The 17,602-nt window shown below is 72.7% G+C and carries 25 protein-coding genes; 12 read left to right on the plus strand and 13 right to left on the minus strand.

What is annotated here, in order from left to right:
• Positions 1–44: 44 nt before the first annotated feature.
• Entirely contained in the window at positions 45–1,043 is a 999-nt protein-coding gene (locus ACQ86L_RS11755) for a LacI family DNA-binding transcriptional regulator (protein ID WP_434315565.1), read from the minus strand.
• A 74-nt stretch (positions 1,044–1,117) separates the two neighbouring features.
• A complete protein-coding gene (locus ACQ86L_RS11760; protein WP_434315566.1) occupies positions 1,118–1,687 on the minus strand; it encodes an NADPH-dependent F420 reductase in 570 nt (189 codons plus the stop codon).
• Between the two features lie 103 nt (positions 1,688–1,790).
• Between ACQ86L_RS11760 and ACQ86L_RS11765 the strand changes: the two genes are divergently transcribed.
• Entirely contained in the window at positions 1,791–2,321 is a 531-nt protein-coding gene (locus tag ACQ86L_RS11765; protein ID WP_434315567.1) for a MarR family winged helix-turn-helix transcriptional regulator, read from the plus strand.
• Positions 2,322–2,406: 85 nt separating this feature from the next.
• Here the strand turns inward: ACQ86L_RS11765 and ACQ86L_RS11770 are convergent, their stop codons facing one another.
• On the minus strand, positions 2,407–2,811 hold the full coding sequence (locus tag ACQ86L_RS11770; RefSeq protein WP_434315568.1) for an NUDIX domain-containing protein: 405 nt from the start codon (positions 2,809–2,811) through the stop codon (positions 2,407–2,409).
• Positions 2,808–3,254, minus strand: a complete 447-nt coding sequence (locus tag ACQ86L_RS11775; RefSeq protein WP_434315569.1) for an SRPBCC family protein — start codon at positions 3,252–3,254, stop codon at positions 2,808–2,810. The genes ACQ86L_RS11770 and ACQ86L_RS11775 overlap by 4 nt, the downstream gene beginning before the upstream one ends.
• 48 nt (positions 3,255–3,302) lie before the next feature.
• Between ACQ86L_RS11775 and ACQ86L_RS11780 the strand changes: the two genes are divergently transcribed.
• Positions 3,303–4,229, plus strand: coding sequence for a 5'-3' exonuclease (locus tag ACQ86L_RS11780; RefSeq protein ID WP_434318885.1), 927 nt, complete (start codon positions 3,303–3,305; stop codon positions 4,227–4,229).
• 82 nt (positions 4,230–4,311) lie between these two features.
• Here the strand turns inward: ACQ86L_RS11780 and ACQ86L_RS11785 are convergent, their stop codons facing one another.
• Positions 4,312–5,517 carry a GDSL-type esterase/lipase family protein gene (locus tag ACQ86L_RS11785; protein ID WP_434315570.1) on the minus strand — a complete coding sequence of 402 codons (1,206 nt, stop codon included), beginning with the start codon at positions 5,515–5,517 and terminating at the stop codon, positions 4,312–4,314.
• 166 nt (positions 5,518–5,683) lie between these two features.
• Entirely contained in the window at positions 5,684–6,610 is a 927-nt protein-coding gene (locus tag ACQ86L_RS11790) for an aldo/keto reductase (RefSeq protein ID WP_434315571.1), read from the minus strand.
• 102 nt (positions 6,611–6,712) lie between these two features.
• Between ACQ86L_RS11790 and ACQ86L_RS11795 the strand changes: the two genes are divergently transcribed.
• Both ACQ86L_RS11795 and ACQ86L_RS11800 read left to right on the plus strand, forming a co-directional pair.
• A complete protein-coding gene (locus ACQ86L_RS11795; protein WP_434315572.1) occupies positions 6,713–7,048 on the plus strand; it encodes a TetR family transcriptional regulator in 336 nt (111 codons plus the stop codon).
• Entirely contained in the window at positions 7,041–7,583 is a 543-nt protein-coding gene (locus ACQ86L_RS11800) for a hypothetical protein (RefSeq protein WP_434315573.1), read from the plus strand. Before ACQ86L_RS11795 ends, ACQ86L_RS11800 begins: the two co-directional genes overlap by 8 nt.
• A gap of 32 nt (positions 7,584–7,615) precedes the next feature.
• On the opposite strand, the gene ACQ86L_RS11805 is transcribed toward ACQ86L_RS11800, so the two are convergent.
• Positions 7,616–7,885 (minus strand): hypothetical protein, encoded by a 270-nt coding sequence (locus ACQ86L_RS11805; protein ID WP_434315574.1) that lies wholly within the window; start codon positions 7,883–7,885, stop codon positions 7,616–7,618.
• A gap of 53 nt (positions 7,886–7,938) precedes the next feature.
• On the opposite strand from ACQ86L_RS11805, the gene ACQ86L_RS11810 reads away from it, so the two are divergent.
• Together ACQ86L_RS11810 and ACQ86L_RS11815 are read left to right on the plus strand one after the other, a co-directional pair.
• Entirely contained in the window at positions 7,939–8,562 is a 624-nt protein-coding gene (locus tag ACQ86L_RS11810; RefSeq protein WP_434315575.1) for a TOPRIM nucleotidyl transferase/hydrolase domain-containing protein, read from the plus strand.
• A gap of 10 nt (positions 8,563–8,572) precedes the next feature.
• Complete coding sequence (locus ACQ86L_RS11815) at positions 8,573–9,088, plus strand: tetratricopeptide repeat protein (protein WP_434315576.1); 516 nt, start codon at positions 8,573–8,575, stop codon at positions 9,086–9,088.
• A 64-nt stretch (positions 9,089–9,152) separates the two neighbouring features.
• On the opposite strand, the gene ACQ86L_RS11820 is transcribed toward ACQ86L_RS11815, so the two are convergent.
• From ACQ86L_RS11820 to ACQ86L_RS11835, 4 genes are all read right to left on the minus strand, one after another.
• On the minus strand, positions 9,153–10,073 hold the full coding sequence (locus tag ACQ86L_RS11820) for an AEC family transporter (protein ID WP_434315577.1): 921 nt from the start codon (positions 10,071–10,073) through the stop codon (positions 9,153–9,155).
• Between the two features lie 39 nt (positions 10,074–10,112).
• Positions 10,113–10,559, minus strand: coding sequence for a VanZ family protein (locus ACQ86L_RS11825; protein WP_434315578.1), 447 nt, complete (start codon positions 10,557–10,559; stop codon positions 10,113–10,115).
• Between the two features lie 63 nt (positions 10,560–10,622).
• Positions 10,623–11,456, minus strand: a complete 834-nt coding sequence (locus ACQ86L_RS11830; protein ID WP_434315579.1) for a tryptophan-rich sensory protein — start codon at positions 11,454–11,456, stop codon at positions 10,623–10,625.
• A 57-nt stretch (positions 11,457–11,513) separates the two neighbouring features.
• The gene (locus tag ACQ86L_RS11835; RefSeq protein WP_434315580.1) at positions 11,514–12,296 is read right to left on the minus strand and encodes a putative protein N(5)-glutamine methyltransferase; all 783 of its coding nucleotides are present in this window, start codon (positions 12,294–12,296) and stop codon (positions 11,514–11,516) included.
• A gap of 77 nt (positions 12,297–12,373) precedes the next feature.
• Between ACQ86L_RS11835 and ACQ86L_RS11840 the strand changes: the two genes are divergently transcribed.
• The 5 genes from ACQ86L_RS11840 to ACQ86L_RS11860 all read left to right on the plus strand — a co-directional run bounded on the left by ACQ86L_RS11840 (position 12,374) and on the right by ACQ86L_RS11860 (position 15,237).
• On the plus strand, positions 12,374–12,712 hold the full coding sequence (locus tag ACQ86L_RS11840; protein ID WP_434315581.1) for a hypothetical protein: 339 nt from the start codon (positions 12,374–12,376) through the stop codon (positions 12,710–12,712).
• A 116-nt stretch (positions 12,713–12,828) separates the two neighbouring features.
• Positions 12,829–13,101 carry a hypothetical protein gene (locus ACQ86L_RS11845; protein WP_345838886.1) on the plus strand — a complete coding sequence of 91 codons (273 nt, stop codon included), beginning with the start codon at positions 12,829–12,831 and terminating at the stop codon, positions 13,099–13,101.
• Between the two features lie 101 nt (positions 13,102–13,202).
• Positions 13,203–13,946 carry a hypothetical protein gene (locus ACQ86L_RS11850; protein ID WP_434315582.1) on the plus strand — a complete coding sequence of 248 codons (744 nt, stop codon included), beginning with the start codon at positions 13,203–13,205 and terminating at the stop codon, positions 13,944–13,946.
• A gap of 120 nt (positions 13,947–14,066) precedes the next feature.
• Entirely contained in the window at positions 14,067–14,330 is a 264-nt protein-coding gene (locus ACQ86L_RS11855) for a DUF7218 family protein (RefSeq protein WP_434315583.1), read from the plus strand.
• A 25-nt stretch (positions 14,331–14,355) separates the two neighbouring features.
• Complete coding sequence (locus ACQ86L_RS11860) at positions 14,356–15,237, plus strand: hypothetical protein (protein ID WP_434315584.1); 882 nt, start codon at positions 14,356–14,358, stop codon at positions 15,235–15,237.
• Positions 15,238–15,246: 9 nt separating this feature from the next.
• Here ACQ86L_RS11860 and ACQ86L_RS11865 read toward each other — a convergent pair whose 3' ends face one another.
• Positions 15,247–15,564, minus strand: coding sequence for a hypothetical protein (locus ACQ86L_RS11865; protein WP_434315585.1), 318 nt, complete (start codon positions 15,562–15,564; stop codon positions 15,247–15,249).
• 113 nt (positions 15,565–15,677) lie between these two features.
• Positions 15,678–16,442: an alpha/beta fold hydrolase gene (locus ACQ86L_RS11870; RefSeq protein WP_434315586.1), complete on the minus strand. Its 765-nt coding sequence runs from the start codon at positions 16,440–16,442 to the stop codon at positions 15,678–15,680.
• A 141-nt stretch (positions 16,443–16,583) separates the two neighbouring features.
• Here ACQ86L_RS11870 and ACQ86L_RS11875 point away from each other — a divergent pair, with 141 nt between their 5' ends.
• A complete protein-coding gene (locus ACQ86L_RS11875) occupies positions 16,584–17,588 on the plus strand; it encodes a Gfo/Idh/MocA family protein (RefSeq protein ID WP_434315587.1) in 1,005 nt (334 codons plus the stop codon).
• The last annotated feature ends 14 nt before the right edge of the window (positions 17,589–17,602 follow it).

The raw sequence follows: 17,602 nt of genomic DNA on the forward strand, positions 1-17,602 counted from the left end.
TCACATCTGATTCAACGAGTGTAGACGATCCCCTGCGGGAGGTGTCAAGCCGAGTCGCGCACCACCAGCACCGGCGCCACCGGCGCGTCGAACGCCAGCTCGCGTCCCTCGATCAGCGCCACCAGGCGCGCGACGCCGCGGCGGCCGAGCTCGGCGAAGTCCTGCCGCACGGTCGTCAGCGGCGGCGCGAAGAAGGCGGCCTCCGGGATGTCGTCGAAGCCGACGACCGCGAGGTCCTCTGGCACCCGGCGACCCCGCTCGCGCGCGGCGTGCAGCAGCCCGAGCGCCATCTGGTCGTTGGACGAGAACACCGCTGTCAGCGCCGGGTCGGCGAGGAGTTCTGCGCCGATCGCCGCGCCGGACGCGGCCGTCCAGTCGCCCTCCCGCGAGACCACAGGCTCCCGCCCGGCCGTGGCCAGTTCGGCCAGGTAGCCGTCGCGGCGCGCCCGCGCCTCCGACCAGTCGCCCGGGCCACTGAGGTGCGCGATCCGGGTGTGGCCGCCCGCGAGCAGGTGGCGGGTGGCCAGCCGGGCGCCCTCCACCTGGTCCACGAAGACGCCCTCGTCGCCCGCGACCCCGGCCCCGTGCAGGGCGACGGACGGGACCGCCAGCGAGAGCGCGGTCATGGCCTCCTGCACAGCGCGCTGCGGGGCGATGACGATGACGCCCTCCACCGACTGCGCCCCGAGATGGTCGACCGCGGCGCCGAGGTCAGCCGGGTCGAGGGAGGCCGCGTGCGCGACGGTCACGAAGTATCCCGCGTCGCGCGCCGCCTGCTCGACGGCGTCGATGCTGGAGGCCGGCCCGAACAGCGAGGACGCCGACGACGCCAGCACGCCGATGGTGCGCGAGCGCGCGGTGGTGAGCATGCGCGCGGCACGGTTCGGGCGGAAGTTGAGGTCGGCCATCGCCGCCAGCACCCGCTCGCGCGTGGCCGGCCGAATGCTCGGGTGGTCGTTGAGGACGCGGGAGACGGTCTGCCGCGAGACCCCCGCTGCGGCCGCGACCTCCCGCACGCCCGGCGCGCGCCCGCTCTCACTCACATCCACACCCTAGTGGGAGGGAGGAGTGCGACCGGGCGAACGGCGCGGGCCCGCGGGAGGCCGACAGCGGGGGCTCACGCGACCACCGCGAAGCCTCCGGTCCAGGAGACGCGCTCGGCCGCGGCGAGGGTGATCTGCAGGAAGCCGAGGGCCTCCAGCTCACGGGCGCGGCTGAGCGCTCCGGCGTCGACCGTGTTGAGGCCGCCGGCGCGGACGAGCGCGGCGAGCTCCGCCTTGGCGTCGTCGTCGTCACCGGCGATGAGCACGGTCGTCGTGTGCGATCCGTTCACGCCGGAGGACAGGGTCGCGGCGAAGGTCGTGTTGAAGGCCTTGAGCACGCGCGCCTGGGGCAGCGCGGCGGCGATGGTCGCGGCGGCGGACGAGTCGGCCGGGACGGTCAGCCCGTCGAAGGTCGCGAAGTCGACCGGGTTGGTGATGTCGACCACGGTCTTCCCGGTGAGCTGGTCGCCGTAGGTGGCGAGCACCGCGTCGATTTCCGGGTACGGAACCGCCAGCACGACGATCGAGCCGTCGACCGAGCCGCCTGCGCGGCCGAGGTACTCCACCGTGCTGCCGCCCGCGGCGAAGACGCCGCCGATCGCGTTCGCCATGTTGCCGTTCCCGATGATGCTGACCGTGGTCATGTGTCTGTTCTCCTTGTCGAGTTCGCGTCTACTTTTGTTGACGCTTCAACTAAATGGTAACCCCGGTTAGTTGAAGCGTCAAGTATCGGCTAGAATGGCTGTCATGACGACGAACGACGAGCTCGCAGGCCGCGAACGCGACGCCTGGCTGGGCCTCGTCGCGCTCACGCAACTCCTGCCTCCCGTGCTCGACGGCCAGCTCGCCCGCGACGCGGCGGCGACGCACTACGAGTACTTCGTCCTCTCCCGGCTCGCCGAGGAACCCAACGGGCGGATGCGCCTCAGCGCGCTCGCGACCGCGACGAACGCCTCGGTCTCACGCCTCAGTCACGTGATCACCCGGCTGGAGGCCCGCGACCTGGTCCAGCGGATGCCGTGCGAAGAGGACGGCCGCGCGACGAACGCTGTCCTCACCGACGCGGGCATCGCGATGGTGGCCGACGCCGCGCCGGGGCACCTGGAAACCGTGCGGGATCGCATCCTCGGCGCGCTCCGTCCCGAGCAGGTGGAGCAGCTCGCGGACATCTCCGCAGCGCTCGTCGGCGCGATCGACCCGGCTCGCCGGCCGTCCGACGCCTGCGCGGTCATCGTCGAGGCCGCAGAGGACTCAGAGGACGCACGCGCGAGCGCCTAACGCGTCGAAGGGTCGCCGAGGGGCACGTTGTCGCCCCAAAAGCGACGTTTTAGGGGCGTTTACGTGCCCCTCGGCGGGAGCGGGCTCAGTCGATGAGGTCGAGCGCGGCCAGCCGCTCCAGCACCGCATGCCCCGCCGGCGGGCACCGCTCCGCGTCCGCCGTCGTCACCCAGTGCACCGCGTCCACCTCGCCGGACGGCGACGGCTCGGCGTCCGTCTCCGCCCGGAACACGCGCATGTGCACCTGCCGCCCGTCCGGCTCCCCGTGGGCCTGCGTCCGCACCTCGAACAGCTCGGCCAGCGCGGCGGCGTCGAGCGCGAGCGCGACCTCCTCCTCGGCCTCCCGAGCCGCCGCTTCGGCCGCGGTCTCTCCCGGGTCCACCTTGCCGCCGGGCATGTAGTAGACGTCGCGACCGCGGGAGGTCACCATCAGCACGCGCCGGTCGCGTACCACCGCGACGGCCGACACCAGCAGCGGGGCCAGCGTCATGACTCGACCAGCATTTTGAGCCGGCGGAGTCCCTTCTCGAAGTCGGGGCCGATCAGCTTGTCCAGGTTGAAGAAGCGGCTGAAGAACGTCCGCGCGCTCTCCATCCGCCAGATCACGCGTGTGCGGTCGCCCTCCCGGGTCAGCAGGAAGCGGACGTGGCTGCTGGATTTGAACGGCCGCGTGAAGTCGAGCGCGACGCCCACACCGTCGGGCTGCACGGACTCGATCCGCATCTTCCCGGCGCCGGCCTTTCGGTTGCCGCTCCACTCGTAGGTCGAGCCGACCGCGCCGGGCTCGCCGGTGTACTCGCGCTTCAGGGCGGGGTCCATGCCCTCCCACGGCGACCAGTCCACCCAGCGTGGCAGCTCCGCGATGTAGGGCAGCAGCGCCTCGGGCGTGGTCTGGATGGTGTCGGTGCGTTCCACGACGATGGTTCCGGCCATGCGGACACCCTAGCGGCATGGCATGATCGGGCTGTGACCGGGCGAACGATGCTCCTCGACAGCGCATCCCTCTACTTCCGCGGGTTCTACGGCGTCCCCGACACGGTGCGCGCGCCGGACGGGACCCCGGTGAACGCGATCCGCGGCTTCCTCGACATCATCGCGAAGCTCGTGACCGACTACGGACCGGAGTCGCTGGTGGCGTGCTGGGACGACGACTGGCGGCCGCGCTGGCGGGTCGACCTCATCCCGAGCTACAAGGCGCACCGGGTGGCCGAGGAGGTCCCGGGTGGCGTCGATGTGGAGGAGGTGCCCGCCGAGCTCGTGGTGCAGGTGCCGGTGATCCGGGAGGTGCTGGGAGCGCTGGGCATCGCGATCGTCGGCGCGGCGCAGCACGAGGCGGACGACGTGATCGGGACGCTCGCCACGGTCACTCCGGGGCCGGTGGATGTCGTGACCGGCGACCGCGACCTGTTCCAGCTGGTCGACGACAACCGGGACGTGCGGGTGGTCTACACAGCGCGCGGGATGAGCAACCTGGAGGTGCTGACGGACGCGACGGTCGTGGCCAAGTACGGCATCCACGCGCACCAGTACGCGGACTTCGCGGTCATGCGCGGGGACTCGTCGGACGGCCTGCCCGGCGTCGCCGGTGTCGGCGAGAAGACGGCGGGCACGCTGCTCGCCGAGTACGGCGACCTGCCCGGGATCGAGGCGGCCGCGGCCGACCCGGCGAGCGCGATGAAGCCCGCCCTGCGAGCCAGGTTCGCCGCCGCCGTCGACTACCTCTCCGTCGCGCCCACTGTCGTGGAGGTCGTCCGCGACCTCCCGCTCGGCGACGTCGACGCCCGCCTGCGCACGCCCGGCGAGGAGCAGCGCGCGGCCCTGAACGCCCTCACCGACCGCTGGGCCCTCGGCGGCTCCCTCGACCGCTGCCTCACCGCCCTGACCGCTGCCGCATCCTCCGCCTCCTGAGCGCCGCCACCAACAGTTCCGGACTTATGCACGCCCCAGCCCGGCGTGTCGCGTGCATAAGTCCGGAACTGTTGGGGGCGGGTCAGGGGGAGGCGGGGTTGAAGCGCCAGAGCTCGCGCTGGGCGAGGAGGGCCAGCTCGCGGAGCACGTCGAGGTCGCTGTCCGACTCGGCCGGCTCGCGTGCCGTGCGGCCGAAGACGCACATCGCGCCGATGCGGGTGCCGTCCGGCGCCTCCACCGGGTACCCGGCGTAGAAGCGGAGGTGGGCGGGGCCGGTGACGAGCTCGCTCGTGGCGAACCTGGCGTCGTGCTCGGCGTCGGGCACGACCATCCCGTCCGGCGACTGGAGGGTGTGCAGGCACGCCGACTGCTCGATGGGGATCTCGCGCGGCGACGCCCCGACGATCGCGAGCGGCCACTCCGCGCGGTCGTCGAGCACGGTGAACATCGCGATCTCGGCGCCGAGCGTGCGCTGCGCGGTGCCGACCAGCCCCTCCAGCCGGGCGTCCTGCTTGTGCTCGCCGAGCCGCAGCCTGGCGATCGCGGCCACCCGGTCCTCCGCCGGGGAGGTGTGATGCGCGGCCTCGACGGGATGGCCGATCAGGGCCGGGGCGAGCTCGTCGGTGATCCAGCGCGCCCAGAACAGGTAGTCGGCCGGGGTCCGGTGCCGGCCGCCCTCGGGCTTCGGCGACTCGGGCAAGGGGAGGAAGATCGCGCCCGTGTCGGCACACGCCTGCTCGGCCACGCGGTTCAGCCGCACGGCGTGCTGCCGCACGAAGTCCCGGAAGTCGTCGTCGAACGGAGGCAGCGACCGGATCGGCTGCGCGCCGAGCCAGGCGACCAGTCCCGCACCGCTGCCGCGCACCTCCCGCAGCAGCTCCGCGACGTGCGCGCCCCACCGCCGGGGCTCCGCCATGCGGACGGTGTCGGCTACGGTGGCGCTCAGGATGACGAGGTCGTACCGGCCGGCGCCCGCGCCGCGGACCATCCCGGCCACTTTGCGAACGCCCGCGGTCTCGTGCGTCACGACATCCACGACGACGCCGTGTCCGGTGGTCGCCGCGATCGCCCGCGCGAGTGCGCCGGGCAGTGCGAGGTCGTGGCTGCCGACGCCCCAGCCGGAGACCGGGCCGGAGCCCGCCAGCAGCACGCGGAGGCTCTGCCGGCCGGCGACGAACGCCTGCGGGGAGTCCGTCGGGCGCACCAGAGTCTGCCGGACCCCGCCGACGCGCAGGAGCCTCAGTCTCGCGGCGAGCCGCCGCGAGGCGCCGAGCCGGACATCTTCCACTCGGATGACGGTATCCCGCCCGCGCGCTCCGCGGCACCCACGGCTCGCCGGACGCGCCCGCGAGCCCACGGATGCGCACGCGGCCCCGCGGCCCGCGAGACGGCGGATTATCCGCCCACTCGGCGGTTTCGGGCGGACTTTGCGCCCACTCGGCGGGCGCGGCGGGCTACGGGAGGATGTGGCCGGCCAGGCGGAAGAGGCGGTACCACTCCTCGCGGGTCAGCGGCAGGTCGGAGCCGGCGGCGGCCTCCTGCACCCGGCCCGGGTTGGTGGTGCCCAGGACGACCTGCATGTTCGCGGGGTGCCGGGTGATCCACGCGGTCGCGACGCCGGTGGGCGTGACGCCGTACTTCGCCGCGAGCTCGTCGAGCGCGTCGTTGAGCTCCGCGTACTCCTCGCGGTCGCCGAGGAAGACGCCGTCGAAGAAGCCCTTCTGGAACGGCGACCACGCCTGCAGCGTGATGTCGTTCAGCCGGGCGTAGTCGAGGATGCCGAGGTCGCGGACGATGGACTGGTCCAGCGCCGCCATGTTGGCGGCGACCCCCTGCGCGATGATCGGCGAGTGGGTGATGCTGAGCTGGAGCTGGTTCACCTTCAGCGGCTGCTTCACCCAGCGGCGAAGCAGCTCGATCTGGCCGGGCGTGTGGTTGGACACGCCGAACGCGCGCACCTTGCCGGAGGCCTCCAGCTCGTCGAACGCGGCCGCGACCTCCTCCGGCTCCACCAGGGTGTCGGGGCGGTGCAGCAGCAGCAGGTCGAGGTAGTCGGTGCGCAGCGCGGCGAGCGACTCGTCCACGGTGGTGAGGATGTGCTCGCGCGAGAAGTCGAAGTAGCCCTTGCGGATGCCGACCTTCGATTGGATGACGACCTGGTCGCGCTCGGCGGCCGGGATGGCGCCCGCCTCGCCGAACCGTCGCTCGCAGCCGTGCTCGCCGCCGTAGATGTCGGCGTGGTCGAACACGGTGACGCCCGCGTCCCGCGCGGTGCGGACCAGGGTGCGGATCTGCTCGTCCGAGAGCTCGCTGATCCGCATGAGGCCGAGGATGACGTTGGAGGCGGGCACAGCGATGTTCGGAAGGCTCAGGGTTCTCATGCTTCCATCTAACCCCCCGTCAACCCCCTGGCCAGATTCGCCCGACACACTTACGGTCGAGAGTGCGGGGGTCGGGGCTCCGCTGAGCGGAGGAGGGGACCGATGACGATGACGCCAGCGGCGAGGACGGCGGTCGAGGGGTTCCGACAGGAGACGCGGCTCGAGTCCCTCCCGTCCCACGGTCCCGGCCACCACGGTCCCGGGTACATCGTGCACGCGCTCGGACGCGACTTCCACGTCAGCGACGAGATGGCGCGCATCTTCCTCAACCAGGTGGAGCGGGTCGCGGAGTCCGACGCGTCCGCCCTCGTGATCCTGCGCCACGCGCAGGGCGTCGAGCTGCTGATGGTCACGGACGCGACCTCCTTCTCGATCCGCCCGAGCACAGCGGCCGACCGGACAACCGCCCGGGCGGCCTATCCTCGGATGCGTGGATGAGCTGAGCGACCAGGACTCCCGCGACCGGGAGGCCGTCGCCCGCATCCGCGACGCGCTCGCGGAGGCCGTCGGGCAGCTGACCGAGGCGGGCGCCCGGGACGAAGCGCTCGCGGTCCTGGTGCCGCGGCGCCGCACATTCGGCATCCCGCGGGAGCCGGTGCTGCGGCCGGAGGGGCGGGTCTGGCGGCTGGGCGTGCTCCTGCTCGGCCGCGACGGCACGCTGTTCGCGACCGGGCAGCTCGTGCGGGCGACCCCGCCCGGGCGGACCCAGTACGTGTCGGTGTCCGCCGAGACCCGCCGTGCGTACCGCGCGGCGGCCGAGCGGGGGCATTTCCGCGACGGCGAGACGGTGGACTTCGACGCGCCGGAGATCGAGCTGACGGTGCAGGCGCTGCGGGCCTCCACCGGTCCGCTGCTGCTGCGGGACGGCGTGGCCCTCGTGAGGTGGAGCGCGTCGTCGGAGCAGACCGTCGGCTTCCCCGCCTACCTGGCGGAGCGCGTCGACCTGCTCGCCAACCCGCCCCAGGGCGCCTGAGGCTGGTCCGGGGGCCTGAGGCGGGCCGGCGCTCACGCCTCCGTCGGGGTGCTGTCCGCCTTCTTGCCGGTGACCTCGTCGAGCTTGTCCGACGCCTTGCCGACGGCTTCGGTGACCTTGTCGCTGAGGTCGGAGGCGGCCTGGCCCGCGAAGTCGCGGACACCGTCCTTCACCTGCTGCACCTGGTCCGAGCCGGAGAAGCCCTGCCATTTGTTCCGCATGTTCTCGTACGCTCCACGGCCCGCGCGGGTGCCGATCACGAAGCCGACTGCGACGCCTGCGATAAAGATGATGACCTTCATGGGCTGCACCGTACGCGCGCCGCGGCGACGGCACCAGGAGCAGAATGGGCCGGGTGACGGGACCCATGCTCGACGGAGCCGCGGCGGTGGTGCAGTTCGAGCGCGCCGCGGCGGTGTGGTCCGAGCGGGCCGGCGCCGTTCCCGTCCCCGTGCCGCCCGAGCTCGCCGGCGCGCTGCTCGTGGAGGGCGCGAGCGACCGAGCGGCCTGCCGGGAGGCCTCCCGGCTGCTCGGGGTCGACCCGGCCGCCGCGGGAGTGGCCATCCTGCCGATGGGCGGCGCGATGAGCGTGCGCCGGTTCGTCGGGATGCTTCGCCCGGCGCACGTCCGGCTGCACGGCCTGTGCGACGCCGGCGAGGCGGGCTACTTCGAGCGGGCGGGCCTGGACGAGGCGGCCGTGTCGGTGTGCCGGCCCGATCTGGAGGGCGAGCTGCTGCGGGCGCTCGGCGCCGAGCGGGCGGAGGCAGCGCTCGCACGCGAGGGCGACCTGGGCCTGTTCCGCACGTTCCAGCGGCAGCCGGCGCAGCGCGAGCGGCCGGTGCTCGCCCAGCTGCACCGATTCCTCGGCACGACCTCCGGCCGCAAGGAGCAGTACGGGCGCGTCCTCACCGAGGAGCTGGGGCCGTCGGAGCTGCCCGCGCCGCTGCGGGAGGCCGTCGAGAGCGTGCTGCGCGCCTAGGCTGGTGCGCATGCCCGCCACCTCCCCCGAACTGCTCGACCGCCTCGCCCGGCTGTTCGCCGCGCGCGACCGCGAGAACATGGCGCCGACCATCGAGGCGTTCCTGGCCGTGCTCGCCGAGCATCCCGACGACGCGCACGTCCTCTACGAAGTGGGCGGCTCCTACGACACCGCCGGCGAGGAGCAGACCGCGGCCTTCTACTATGAGCGCGCGCTCGAAGCGGGGCTGGAGGGCGACACCCGTCGCAAGTGCCTGCTGCAGTACGGCAGCACCCTGCGCAACCTGGAGCGCTTCGACGAGTCGCTCGCGGTGCTCGACCGCGCGCGCGAGGCGTTCCCGGAGTCCGAGTCGGTGCGGGTCTGGCACGCGCTCTCGCTGCACGCCGCCGGGCGCAGCGACGGGGCGGTCGCGGAGCTGATGGAGCTCGCGGCCGACCGCATCCGCACCCCCGACCTGCTTCGCTACGAGGCGGGCCTGCGCGGCAACGCCGAGTACCTGCGCGAGCTCGACGAATCGCGCCTCTGACATTCGTGACGAATCGCGCCTCTGACCGCGTCACAGGCGACATTCGGCACGAATCCTCGCAGGGTCAGGCCAACAGCGCCGCGACGATCAGGAGCACCGGCACGGCGAGGAGCGTGGTCAGCAGCACGATGTCGCGTGCCACCGGCATCCCGCGCTCGTAGCGGGCGGCGAAGTTGTAGACGTTCTGCGCGGTCGGGAGGGCGGCGAGCGCGACCGCCGCGAACAGCGAGTGGCCGTCGAGGCCGAACGCGAACCGCGCCACGGCGAACGCGACGAGCGGCATCCCGACCGACTTGAGGAGCACGGCGGTCGCGATCTCCGCCCGCCCGTGCCCCGCCTGCAGCGGCCGCGACCCGTGCAGCGACATCCCGAACGCCATCAGGACGAGCGGCACCGCGGCGCCGCCGAGCAGCGCGAACGGCTGGTAGACCGCGGCCGGGATCGGGATGTGGAGCACGTCCACGAGGATGCCGAGCACGGAGGCGATGATCATCGGGTTGCGCACCGGCTGCGTCAGGATCGACCGCAGCGACACCCTCCCGCGGCTGGTGATGTCGAGCACCGTGAGCGCGATCGGCGCGAACACGATGAGCTGGAGCAGCAGCACCGGCGCCACGAACGACGCGCTGCCGAGGACGTACACCGCGACCGGGAGGCCGATGTTGTTGGCGTTGACGTAGCCGGCGCCGAGCGTCCCGATCGTCGTCTCCGCCGCCGGACGCCGGAAGAACAGCCTCGACAGCAGCAGGAAGAGGCCGGCTGCGGCGAGCGCGGCGATGGCCGCGACGACGAGCTGGGTCGAGAACACGACCTTCAGGTCGGCGTGCGCGAGCGTCACGAACAGCAGCGCCGGGTTGGTGACGAAGAACGCGATCCGGTTGAGCACGTACGGCGCGGTGGGGCCGCCGATCCGGAACCGTCCGGCGACGTAGCCGACCAGGATGACGAACGCGATGATCCCGAATCCGGTCAGCACTCCAGCCATCGCGTCGGCGTCTCCTCTCGTCTCCCCTGGACGATCGTGTCAGGAAGTTCGCGGATCACGTGCATCCGCGCGCCGCCACGCCACCACCAGCACCCCGATCCCCGTGCCGATCAGCGCCCCGAGGGTGTTCGCGATCACGTCGTTCACGGTGCCGAAGCGGGAGGGCAGCACGAAGTGCTGGGTGAGCTCGATCGCCACGCTGCAGAGCAGGCCGGCGAGCGGGGCCATCCACCAGCGGCGGAGGCCGGCGATCAGCACGATGAGCAGAGCGGGCGGGACGAAGAACGCCACGTTGGCCGTGAACTCGACCAGGTCGTAGGCGTCGACCGGCTCGATCCCCACGACCGCCACCGCGCGGAGGATCCGGAACAGCAGCGGATCGAACGGCCGGTCGACGGGCGTCGGCCACAGCCCGACCGCGGCGACGATCGCGGTGTACGCCAGGAGTCCGGCGGTCGCGCGGCGGCGGGTGGGGCGGGCGGGCATCCACTCAGCGTAGGCGCCGGGCTTCGGGGAATCCTGTGTGTCAGACCTCAGGTTCCACTGCGGTCAGCTGCGCCGCACCCGCCCGCCGCGTGCCACCCGCACCGCCACGGCCACCATGATCACGAGGATCCCCGCGGCGAGCGCGGTGACCGCGACGACCGCGCTCGGGAGGCCTCCCACCACACGCGAGACCGCGATCCACACGAGCCCCCACGCCGACGCGAGCGCGGGCGCCAGCCGGCCGCGATCCCACACCGCGAGCGCGCAGGCCACCACGGCGAGCGCCGCGAGGACCGCCATCGCCCAGACCTCCGGCTCGATCCCGAACCCGGTGAAGCCGGCCGCGTGCAGCCACGCCGCCAGGTCGGCGGCCGTCGCCACCATCACCCAGCCCAGGTAGAGGCCGACCGTCCCGTCGAGGAGGACGGCGTCGGCGGTCGTCCCGCCCGGCTCGTGGCGCAGCCGCGCGAACGCGACGACGAGGACGACGAGCAGGAGCACGATGACCGGCACGCTCAGCGCGAGCAGCCCCGCCTGCACCGCGAGGATCCAGGCGGCGTTGAGGAGGAGGGAGGCGATGAGCCAGTAGCCCACGGCGCGCTGCCGGTGGCGGGCGGCCTGCGACGGCAGCGCCTGCCAGATCGCGTAGCCGGCCAGTCCCAGGTAGATCACGGACCAGATGGCGAACGCCGGGCCGGCCGGCGCGAGGAGCGTGGCGTCGGGTCCGAGCGCGCCGCCCGCGACCCTCGGGATGGGCCGGCCTCCCACGAGCCCGGAGCCGTACACCGCGCCGCAGAGAGCGACGACGGTCGCGGCGATCACTCCGCTCTGCCGGATGCGGTCGAAGACGGTCGGGTGGGTCACACCGAGCGGCAGCCTTCGGGTAAGGCTGGTCATGGGGAGGAATTTAGACCGAAAACAGGAAAAGCGGTATCCCTTGCGCCGCCGCGGGTTCTAGGGCCGTGGAGGCTGCCGGGACGCGATCACGACCGTCCCGTCGAGGTCGTCGTCGGTCACCACGCGCGCCGCGAGCCCCTCCGCCTCGAACAGACCCGCGGTGCGCGCCGCCTGTTCGTCGCTGGTCTCGATGACGATGGAGCCTCCCGGCACCAGCCACTCCGGGCCCTCTGCGGCGATCCGGCGGTGGAGGTCGAGGCCGTCCGTGCCGCCGTCCAGCGCCACCGCCGGCTCGTAGAGGCGCGCCTCCGGCGGCATCAACCCGATGGCGTCCGTCGGGACGTACGGCGCGTTCACCGCGATCACGGCGAGCGCCCCGCGGAGGTCGGGCGGGAGCGGGGCGAACAGGTCGCCCTCGAACACGCGGGCCGGGTCGAGGTTCGCCCGGGCCGCACGCACGGCGGCCGGCTCGATGTCGGCCGCGAACACCGCAGCGCCGGGCACACGCGCCGCGATGACGGCGCCGATCGCGCCCGCACCGCAACACAGGTCGAGCACCGCGTCGCCCGGCCGGGTCAGCGCCGCCGCCTCGCGCGCCAGCAGCTCGGTGCGGCGCCGCGGGACGAAGACGCCCGCGTCCACGTGGATGCGCAGGCCGCCGAACTCGGCGAAGCCCAGCAGGGGCTCCAGCGGCTCGCCGGCCACTCGACGGGCGACGAGGGCCTCCCGTTCGTCCGGCGAGGCGGCCGCCTCGACCAGCAGCGCGGCCTCCTCCTCGGCGAAGACGCAGCCCGCGGCGCGCAGCCGGCGGACGATGTCCTCCTCCTCGCGCGCGCTCACCGGCCCATGCTAGCGGGGCGAGGTCAACCCCTCTCCCGAGCCTTGACCGCTTGCCGTTCCGCACGTATGGATGGGTCATGAAGCGGATCCACTACGCAAGCGGCTCCCTGCTCACCGGCGACGCGATCGCGGACGTGCTGGTGAAGTACGCGGCCGCGCTCGCGGTCAACACGGCTGCCGCCGAAGTGCGCGCCCCGGCGATCCTGGAGAACGGCGAGGTGGGCGAGATCATGATGCTGCTCGGGCCGGCCAGCCAGATCCTCGCGGAGACGGAGCGGTTCGACGGACCCGAGCTGCGCGACGACGACTTCGTCGAAGGGCTCAAGGATCGGGTCGCCGCGCTCGGCCCGAGCAGAGCGACGTTCGTCAGGCTTGGCACAGAGGGCGAGGACGACCTCGACGTCGACATGCTGTGAGCGACGGATCCGACGAACCGACCGGGGGCCGAGCGACGCTCGATACAGTCCCGCACTGGTAGAAAGGGGATGGGCGCGTACTATCTGGCGGGAAAGGCAACTTCGGGGAGTAGGGCATGCAGGTGTTCCACGTCTACATCGACGAGCTGAGGTTCACGTTCGTCGATCGCGAGCCCGTCGAAGAGTTGAAGCGGCGGGTGATTCAGGCGAGCCGCAGCGACGGCGACTTCGTGGCCATCACGCAGTCGAGCCGCCCCCCGAGCGAGATCTTCGTGACCAGCCAGACCCGCGTGCGCATCGAGACGGCCAGCATCCCCCGCGAGCCGGCCACGGCCAGCGACCACGAGGAGGACGACTCGTTCTGGTTCGACTTCGACTCGCTGAGCTGACGGCCGCTGGGCCACGCACGACGCGACCGCCCGCCTGACGAGATGCGAGGCACGCGCGCAGACTGTAGCCGGAATTCCGGTATTCCAGTATCGTCGCGAGCATGACCATTCCTGAGGACGAGAACAAGCCGCAGCCTCCCGAGGGCGGTAACCCTGCCGGCGCCGTCCCGCCGGTCCCTGAGCCCACCGAGCCGACGGCGCCGGCCGAGCCTGCGGCCCCCGCCTCCGACGTGCCTCCCGCTCCGCCGGTGGCGCCGCCCGCTGCGCCGGCCGCTCCTGCCGGCGGTTACCCGCCCGCGCCTCCCGCGCCGCAGGCCGGAGCCGTCCCGCCGCCTCCCGGCGCCTTCCCGTCGTACGCTGCCGCTGCCCCGGCGCCCGTCGCCGCGCCGACCGGCATCCCGACGACCGTCAACACGGCGTTCTGGCTGTACATCGCGAGCGCTGTGCTCAGCGTGATCGGCGGCATCGTCACCATCGCGACGGCGAGCGGCGACCGGGCGCAGATCATCCGCCAGATCCAGAACTCCGGCACGAACCTGCACGGCCAGAACATCGACACGCTGGCCTCCGCCGCGGTCGCGGTCGCGATCGGCTCGTCGATCGTCACGCTGATCTTCTGGGCCATCGTGTTCGTGCTGTTCGCGTTCTTCATGCGCCGGGGTGCCAACTGGGCACGGATCGTCCTCACGGTGCTGACCGTGGTGTCGCTGCTGAACATCATCCCGGGCTTCCCGTTCGGCCTCATCCAGGTGATCGCCTCGATCGTCGCCGTCATCCTGATCTGGCTGCGGCCGTCGTCCGCGTGGTTCGCCGCGATCAAGGCGTCGAAGGCTCCGCGCGCGTAGTCCCCATCGCTGAAGGGGTCCGCGGCCGTCCGGTCGCGGACCCCTTCGCCGTTTCTCAACCCCCTGGCGCCGGCCTCCCAGCGGCGTACCGTGCGCGCCGAACGAGGAGAGGAGCGCATCATGCCGGGACGGGAGAACTCGCTGAAGGACCAGGAACTCTACGAGAAGCTGCGCGACGAGGGCAACTCGAAGGAGAAGTCGGCGCGCATCTCCAACGCCGCCGCCGCGCGCGGCCGGAAGTCCGTGGGACGTAAGGGCGGCGAGTCCGGCTCCTACGACGACTGGACGGTGCCGGAGCTGAAGAAGCGCGCCAAGGAGCTCGGCCTCAGCGGCTACTCGAAGAAGACCAAGTCCGAGCTCGTGAAGGAGCTGCGCGACCACTGACCCACGTCACGCGTACACTCGCGCCATGAACCTGCGCGACGTGGCCGCGGACCTGTACGGGGTCGAGCCCGCGGAGTTCGTCGCCGCGCGAGCGTCGGCCGCCGCGGGTGCCGACCGTGAGCTCGCGAAGACCATCAAGGCGCTGCGGAAGCCGACGGCGTCCGCCGCGGCCGTCAACGCGCTGACCCGCCGCGACCCCGAACTGGTCGACCGCATCCTCCAGCTCGGCGACCGGATGCGGGACGCGTTCGCCGCGCGCGACCGGGACGCCATCCGCGACCTGACCCGGGAGCGGCAGCGGCTGCTGCAGCGCGCGCTCCGCGACCTGGGGACGAGCGCGGCGGTCGGACGCGAAGTCGAGGAGACCCTCCAGGCCGCGGTCGTTGACCCGGTCGCGGCTGCCGCGGTGCGCAGCGGGATGCTGGTGCGCGCACTCGAGTCGACGGGGGTGGAGTCCGTGGACGTGGCCGACGCGGTCGCGCTGCCCCTGGACGAGGAGGCGCTGGCCGCGGCCGCGGAGCGGAGTGCCGAGCCGCTGGTGGCCCCCGAGCCCCGAAAGACCCGGATGGCGGCCGCGCCGCAGGCGGGCGGCGAGCGCGCACCCGACGCCGGGGCCGAGTCCGCCAGCGAACGGCGCGAGCGCGAGCGCACGGTCCGCGCGGCCGAGCGCGCCCTCGAACGCGCCAGGGCCGACGCCGAGTCCCTCGACGACGAACTGGACGCGGAGGTCGACCGCCGCTCCGACCTGCAGGCCGAGCGGGACGCGCTCGAACGCCGCCTGCAGCGCACCGAGGCCGAGCTCGCCGAGTCGAAGGCCGCCGAGCGCGCGCTCAGGCGGCGCATCCCGGAGCTGCAGCGCGCCGTGCGGGACGCCGAACGCGCCCTGGACGAGGCCCGCGGCGACTGAGCGGTGGGGTCAGTCCGGAAGGTGCTGGTCGACGTCGTCCTCGGCCATCACGACCATGCCGCCGGTGCGCTGGGAGGTGTGCATCAGCGCCTCCAGCCAGTGCGGGTTGATCGCCGGGGGCCGGCTGCCGGCGAACTGGAACGCGAGCGGGATCTCGCGGCTGATCCAGATGGACACGCGCCCAGAACCCTGGTCGACGGGCACGTCCCAGTTGAGGAGGAAGCTCTCGTGGCGGCGGAGCTTGGCGACGATCGCGAGCTTGACGTGGCTCAAGACCCGGTCGTCGAGGTCGTATTCCTGACCCGCACCGTAGAGCAGTTTTCCCATAGTTGCCATAGTGCCTCAGAACGAGCCCGAACTGCTGTGCGAATAAAGGGGATTGACACGCCCCTGATATCCCGTTAGGCGGGGAACTACTCCCCTTCGACCCGTCCAGCCTGTCAGCGCGGCGCGTCGAGGAACGTCAGCAGGTGCGGCAGGAAGGCGCGCAGCGCACGGTCGTCGCCCGCCGCTGCCAGCACCTCCCCCAGATAGTCGCCGTGCGTGCCGGGCACGATCAGCAGGCGGGCGTCGGGCAGCAGGGCCGCGACCTCCATGAAGTGGCCGGTACGGACCACGTCGCGATCGGCGCCGACGACCAGGGTCGGCGCGGTGACCGAGGCCACCAGCTCGTCCGGGACGTCCTCGAAGCCGAGCATGAGCGCGCGGTCGAGCTCGAACATCCGCCTGGCGTGCTCCGGGTCGCGGCTCACGGCCAGGTCGGCCTCCGCGTACACGGCGGGAAGGTCCTCGAAGCGGCCCGCCTCCAGGCCGGCCCAGAAGCCGTCGACCATCGCGTCCCGCCGCAGCGGGGCGGACGCCAGGACCAGCTTGCGGACCAGCGCGGGATGCCGCGCGGCGAGCTGGAACGCGACCTGGCCGCCGTTGCTGAAGCCGAGCACGTCGACCGGGCCGACGCCCAGCTCGGCGAGCACGGCGGCGACATCGTCGGCCGACTCCTCGAACGACGGCTCGCGGTCGCCTGCCGCTGTTCGGCCGTGACCCTGCAACTCGACGGCGAGCACCGAGCGGCTGCGCTCCAGCAGCGGGAGCAGCATCCCCCAGTTCGACTCGATCGTGGAGCCGCCGCCGTGCAGGAGCAGCAGCGGCGGGTGCGGCGAGTCCTCGTCGCCGTGCCATTCGCGATGCAGAGGGATGCGCGTCACAGTGCCCGACGCTACCGCCCGCGCGCGCTGCGCACTACTTCTGCTGTCAATCCGGCAAAAGACGTGCGGCGGACGAGGAGAAGTGGTTAGGCTAGTCGGGTTCGCGCGCATCGAATACCAGGCAAGGAGGCCTTCACAGGCATGTCCCATCCACTCGCTGTCGCTGCGCTCGGCTTCTGGCACGTCCACGGCAAGGATTACGCCCGCGACGCCCAGGAGCATCCCGGCACCACACTCGTCGCCATCTGGGACGACGACCCCGAACGCGGCCGGGAGGCCGCCGAGAAGTTCGGCGTCGAGTTCGTCGCCGACCTGGACGAGCTGCTCGCCCGTGACACCCTCGACGGCGTCACGGTCACCACCTCCACCGACCAGCACGTCGACGTGATCTCCCGCGCCATCGCCGCGGGCAAGCACGTCTTCACCGAGAAGGTGCTGGCCCCGACCGTCGCGGAGGCCGACGCGCTGGTCGCCGCCGCCGACGCCGCGGGCGTCTCGCTCGTGGTCTCGCTCCCCCGGCTCCACCACGGCTACACCGCCGCGATCGAGGACGTCATTGACGCCGGCACGCTCGGCGAGCTGGCCTACAGCCGGGTGCGGCTCGCGCACGACGGCTGGATCGCCGGCTGGCTCCCCGACCGGTTCGGGAACCCGGCGGAGGCCTACGGCGGCGCGCTCACCGACCTCGGCTGCCACCCGGTGTACCTGACGCGCCTGTTCCACCGGAGCGAGCCGCAGCGGATCACCGCGACCTACGCGAGCCTCACCGGCCGGGAGGTCGACGACAACGCCGTGGTCACGGCCGAGTTCGCCGGCGGCCGCATCGGCGTCATCGAGGCGAGCCTCGTGCAGACCCCCGGCGACTTCACCATCGAGCTGCGCGGCACCCGTGGCGCGCTCTCGTACGGCGGGGCCGCCGGCGGGCTCTTCGTGGACACGGGCGACGGCTGGCAGGAGCTGCCGGTGCCGGACAACGGCGCAGGCGCGTTCGACGAGTGGGTGCGGCGCATCCACGACGGCAGCAGGGCCGACGCGAACCTCGACCACGCGCTCGCGCTCACCCGCGTCGTGGTCGCCGCGAACGCCTCTGCCGCCGAGGGCCGCCCCGTGGCGCCCGCGGTGCCCCAAGCGACGCCCACGCGCTAACCCACTCCCGCGCC

The sequence above is a fragment of the Leifsonia sp. P73 genome (genome assembly GCF_051059105.1).
Classification (GTDB): domain Bacteria; phylum Actinomycetota; class Actinomycetes; order Actinomycetales; family Microbacteriaceae; genus Leifsonia.